This is a genomic window from Trueperaceae bacterium (genome assembly GCA_019454765.1).
GTDB lineage: Bacteria > Deinococcota > Deinococci > Deinococcales > Trueperaceae > JAAYYF01.
This window is the reverse complement of sequence record JACFNR010000079.1, coordinates 1-5,034: the sequence shown is the minus strand read 5'-3', so window position 1 is coordinate 5,034 and position 5,034 is coordinate 1. Positions and strand designations below refer to the sequence as shown.

At 74.4% G+C, this 5,034-nt stretch carries 4 protein-coding genes; 3 read left to right on the top strand and 1 reads right to left on the bottom strand.

From position 1 onward, the window contains the following. Window positions 1–1,541 (bottom strand): replicative DNA helicase (gene dnaB / locus H3C53_13215; protein MBW7917626.1); only part of this gene is annotated, 1,541 nt, incomplete at its 3' end. 78 nt (window positions 1,542–1,619) lie between these two features. On the opposite strand from dnaB, the gene H3C53_13210 reads away from it, so the two are divergent. The 3 genes from H3C53_13210 to H3C53_13200 are packed head-to-tail and all read left to right on the top strand — an operon-like array spanning window position 1,620 to window position 5,034. Next, window positions 1,620–3,485: a glycerol-3-phosphate acyltransferase gene (locus tag H3C53_13210; protein MBW7917625.1), complete on the top strand. Its 1,866-nt coding sequence runs from the start codon at window positions 1,620–1,622 to the stop codon at window positions 3,483–3,485. After that, complete coding sequence (locus H3C53_13205; protein ID MBW7917624.1) at window positions 3,482–4,279, top strand: 50S ribosomal protein L11 methyltransferase; 798 nt, start codon at window positions 3,482–3,484, stop codon at window positions 4,277–4,279. Before H3C53_13210 ends, H3C53_13205 begins: the two co-directional genes overlap by 4 nt. After that, window positions 4,270–5,034 (top strand): 16S rRNA (uracil(1498)-N(3))-methyltransferase, encoded by a 765-nt coding sequence (locus H3C53_13200; GenBank protein MBW7917623.1) that lies wholly within the window; start codon window positions 4,270–4,272, stop codon window positions 5,032–5,034. Before H3C53_13205 ends, H3C53_13200 begins: the two co-directional genes overlap by 10 nt.

The window sequence follows — 5,034 nt, the reverse complement described above, 5'->3', positions numbered from 1 at the left end:
GGGCGCGCCGCTGCCGCCGGGCGCGCCGCTGCCGCTACGGCCGCCGCGGACGCGCCCACGGCGGCGCGCGTCCGCTGGGCCACACCGCTCGAGGTCGGCGCCTCGGGCAGCCTGCCGGCGCGGGCGACGCGGGCGCCGGGCGCCAGACGGGCCAGCGGCGTCCAGCCGCCGGCCGCGTACCAGAGGTGCTCGGCCGTGGTGCGCCGGGTGCGGCCGCTGGCGAGGCGGACGGCGAACACGGGGCGCTCGCCCACGCGCCACACCGTCTCGCTCCTCGCCGCCACGATCCGCTCCGCTCCGTCCATGGCCAGGACCTCGGGGGCGTGCCCGACCAGGTCGGCTATGGGCACGAGCCGCCCGTCGGCCAGGTTGACGAGGGTGTCGCCGGTGACGCACTCGCGCAGGTCGGAGAGCATCGGCCTCTTGTTGGGCCGCGACTCCACGGCCCGCGACAGCTGGGAGAGGACCAGGACGGGCACGTCGAGCTCGCGCGCCAGGCCCTTGAGCCCGCGCGAGATGGCCGAGATCTCCTGCTGCCGGTTCTCGCTCGTGCTGCGCGCGCTTCCCGACATGAGCTGCAGGTAGTCGATGACGAGCAGGTCGAGCCCGTGCTCCGCCTGCAGGCGGCGGGCGCGCGAGCGGAGCTCCATGACGGTCATGTCGGAGTGGTCGTCGATGAACATGCGCGCCTCCGACATCCGCCCCGCCGTGTCGGCCAGGCGCTGGAAGTCGCGGTCGTTGAGGTTGCCGGAGCGCACGCGCGTCATGTCGACGCGCGCCTCGGCGCAGAGCATGCGCTGCACCAGCTGCACGGCCGACATCTCGAGCGAGAAGATGCCGACGGCGGCGCCCTCCTTGAGGGCGGCGTTGAGGCCGATGGTCAGGGCGAGCGCCGTCTTGCCCATCGAGGGGCGCGCCGCGAGGACGTTGAGGCTGGCGGGTTGCAGGCCGCCCGTCATGCTGTCGAGCTCCTTGAAGCCCACCCTCAGCCCGGACACCGGGTTGGGGTTGGCGAAACGCTCGTTGATCTCCTGGAACGTCTGCGTCACGAGCGTGCGCATGCCCTCGAAGTTCGAGCGGCGCTTGCGGGTGGTGAGGTCGAACACGGCCTTCTCGGCGGCGTCCAGCACCTCCTCGAGCGGGCCGGACTGGTCGAAGGCCGCCTGCATGATGCGCCCGCCCGCCCCGATGAGGTCGCGCAGGGTGGCCTTCTCGTGCACGATGCGCGCGTAGCTCTCCGCGTAAGCGGCCGTGGGCACCGAGTCGACCAGGCCCACCAGGTAGGCGACGCTGCCGACCCCCTCGAGGTCGCCCGCCTGGCGCAGCTCCTCCGTGAGGGTAACCAGGTCCATCGGCTCGCCGCGGCGGTGCAGGCGCTCCATGGCCCTGAAGACCTTACGGTGCGCCTCCTTGTAGAACTGCTCCGCCGTGAGCGTGCCCTCGAGGTTCCCGTACACCTCGTTGTCGAGCAGGATGCTGCCCAGGACGCTCTGTTCGGCCTCGATGTTGTGCGGGGGCGTGCGGGTCTCCACGCCTGGCATCTTACCCGCGGTCCGCTCCCTGGCCGGCCGCCGCCGCGGGGTCTTCGCCGGTCGGCGGGCGGGTAGAATGACGGCCTGATGGTGCTCCTGACGACCTGGGTGCTGCCGCTGTTAGTCGCCTACGTGGTGGGTTCGCTGCCGCTGGGCGCCTGGTTGGTGCAGGCGGCCTCCGGGTTCGACCCGCGTGACGTCAACCCGCACCTGCTCGGGGTCGAGAACGTCTACAAGCTCGTCGGCCCGTGGGTGGCGGTCAGCTCGTTCGTGCTCGACGTGCTCAAGGGGGCCCTCGGGGTCATGCTGGGCGCGCTCGCCATGGTGGCCGCCAGCGGCGCCACCAGCCTGATGCTCGACCCCGTGCTCGGCCTGCGCGTCGAGACGCCGTGGTCGCTCACGGGGCTGGGGAGCTTCACGAGCCTCTTCGCCGTCGCGCCCCTCGACCTCGCCGCCGCCGCCGGCGCCGCCTTCCTCGGCGTGCTCTTCGGTCACCTGCACCCCCTGCCCGTCAGGCGCCTCGCGGCCGTGCCGCGCGGGCGGGGCAACGGCGTGGTGGTGGGGGCGCTCGCCGCCCTCTTCGGCCTCGGTGCGCTGCCGTTCTGGCTGCCCGCCGCCGCCGTGGCCGTCTACGCCGTGGTGCTCGCCCTGAGCGGCTACGTGGCGCTCGCCAGCGTGGCCGGTCTCGCCGCCCTGGCGGGCATGGGCCTGATAGCCGCCGCCTACGGCCTGGTCGGCCTGGCGCCGAGCCTCACCACGCTCGTAACGGCAGCGCTGGTCGCGTGGCGGCACCGGCAGGCCATCAACCGCATCAACGACGGCACGGAGGCGCGCCTCGGCGCCCCGCCGCCCGTGCGGGGCCTCGATCCCAACACCGTGCTGTGCGCCTTCATGGTGCACCCCCTCACGTACGACGACGTGTGGCAACCGCGCTCGAGCCGCTGGCTCAGGTGGGTGGTCGAGACGCTCGTGCGCCCCGGCATCCTGCCGGAGCGGTGGCTGAAGCGGCTCTTCCTCAACATCCGGCCGCAGTTCCACGGCGTCATCGAGGGGATCGAGTTGGCCGACGGGCGCAAGCTGCGCGTGCTCCTCATCTCCGCGCCGCTCCTCCCCGACCAGTTCCGCACCAACCCCGACGACGCGCTGCGCATTGCCATCCAGGGGGCGCGCTTCGCGCACCGGCTCGGCGCCGAGGTGGTGGGGCTGGGCGCGTTCTGGTCGACGGTGGGCGACAAGGGCGCCGCCGTGCAGGAGGCCGTGCCCGAGATCGTCGTCACCAACGGCGGCGCCTACACGGCGGCCACCGTGAAGGCCGCTGTGCCCGGGCTTCTCAGGCGCTTCAAGGCGCAGGGCGGCAGCCTCAAGACGGCCAGCGCCGCCGTGGTGGGCGCCAACGGCGTGGTCGCCTTCGGCGTGGCGCGCATGATCGCGCCGGAGGTCGGCGAGGTGGTGCTCGTCGGCCGCGACCGCGAGCGCCTCAACCGCTCGGCGGAGAGCCTGCGCAAGAAGTACCCGCGCACGCGCTTCCTGGCCACCACGGACGTCGACGCGGTGGCGGGCTCCGACCTCATCTTCACTGCCACCTCCGACCCGGACCCGGTCATCTTCGCGCACCACGTGAAGCCGGGCGCCTGGGTCTACGACCTCGGTCGCCCGGCCGACGTGGACGACAGCGTGCGCGAGGTGCCCGGCGTCGAGCTCGTGCCCGGCGGCGTGGTGCGGCCGCCCGGCAGCATGCATAGCCGCATCGACCTGCGCTTCGGCGACGGCAACGTGCCCGCCTGCCTCGCCGAGACGATGATCCTCACCGCCACCGGCGATCACTCGCGCCGCAGCCTCGGCAGCGGCACCCGCTCCGCCGACATCGAGTTCTACCTGCTGGAGGGCGAACGCCTCGGCTTCGAGATCGTCACGCGCGACGCGCGCCTGACGCCGCCCAAGGTGGTCGCTTGAAGGCCGTCAGGATCGCGGGGCTGAGCGGCGAGTCGCCCGAGCTGGCGGCGCTCTGGGACCTCGGCTGCCTCGGGGTGCAAGAGGACGACGACCTCGAGGGGGTGGCCGTCATCGCCTACTTCGAGGCCGAGGTGGACCTTCCCGTCGCGGGCACCTGGAGCGAGGTGCCCGCCGTCGACTACGTGGCGCGCTACCAGGCCGGGCTCGGGCCCGTGACGTTCGGTCACCTGGTGGTGGCGCCGAGCCACGCGCGCGTCGAGCTGGCCGCCGGCCAGACCGTGCTGTGGCTCGACCCGGGTGCGGCCTTCGGGACGGGTCACCACGAGACCACCGGCCTGGCGCTGGCGGCGCTCTCGCGGCTCGACCTCGCCGGTCGCTCGGTGCTCGACGTGGGGAGCGGCAGCGGGCTCCTCGCCATCGCGGCCGACAGGTTGGGTGCCGAACGGGCGCTTGGCGTCGACGTCGACGCGAGCACCGTGGCCGTGGCGCGCGCCAACGCCCGCCGCAACCGCTCCCGCGCGCGCTTCGCGGCCGGGAGCCTCGCCACCAAGGGCCTGCCCGGCCGCTTCGACGTGATCGTGGCCAACCTCTACGCCGAGCTGCACCGCGACCTGTTCCCCCAGTACGCGCGCCGCCTCGTGGTGGGCGGGCGCCTCCTCCTCACCGGCATACTGGCGGACCGGCGCGACGTCGTCGTCGGCGCTGCGCCGCGCTGCCTGACGCCCGCGGGGGAGGAACGCGACGGCGAGTGGCTCCTGCTCGAGTTCGAGCGCGCGGGCGCCCCTTGCGGCTGAACCGCGTCCGCGTGCCCGCCCCCCTCGCCGAGCGGGTCACGCTCAGGGGGGCGGAGGCGCACCACCTGCGCGACGTGCTCAGGCTCAAGGTCGGCGCCGAGGTCGAGGCGTTCGACGGCCTCGGCAACGTTGCCGCGGGGACGGTGGCGGGCGTCGACCGCGACGGGGTGCTGCTCGAGCTGGCGCCGGCCCGGCCGAGCGAGGCCGAACCGACGCGGGAGGTGACGGTCGCCGTGGCGCTCCTCAAGGGCGACAAGCTCGCCGACGTCGTGCGGCAGTGCACCGAGCTGGGCGCCGCCGCCTTCGTGCTGCTGGTCACCCGCCACGCCGACGTGACCGCCCTGTCGCCCGCCAAGCTGCAGCGGCTGGCGCGGGTGGCGGAGGAGGCGTCGCGGCAGTGCGGACGCGCGCGCGTGCCGAGCGTGACCGGCCCGGTGGCCATCGACGAGTTGGCGTGGGAGGGGCGCGCCGTGGTGGCCGACCCGCGGGCCGGCAGGCCCGCGGCGGGCGTCCTCGGTGACAGCGCCGCAGCGGCGTCCGCGCCGAGCCCGCTGACCCTGATCAGCGGCCCGGAGGGGGGTCTGGCGCCGGCCGAGGTGACGGCGCTGCTGGAGCGCGGCGCGGTCGCGGCGAACCTCGGTCCGCTGATCCTGCGGGCGGAGACTGCGCCGGTGGCGCTCACGGCCGTGGCGCTGCTGGGGGCGTCACCAGGCGCGCCAGGGGGCGCGCCCGCGGCGCTCGGGGAGGGCCGATGA

Coding starts and splice junctions, on each gene's coding strand:
- H3C53_13210 (MBW7917625.1), top strand. CDS start 1,620: ATGGTGCTCCTGACGACCTGGGTGCTGCCGCTGTTAGTCGCCTACGTG.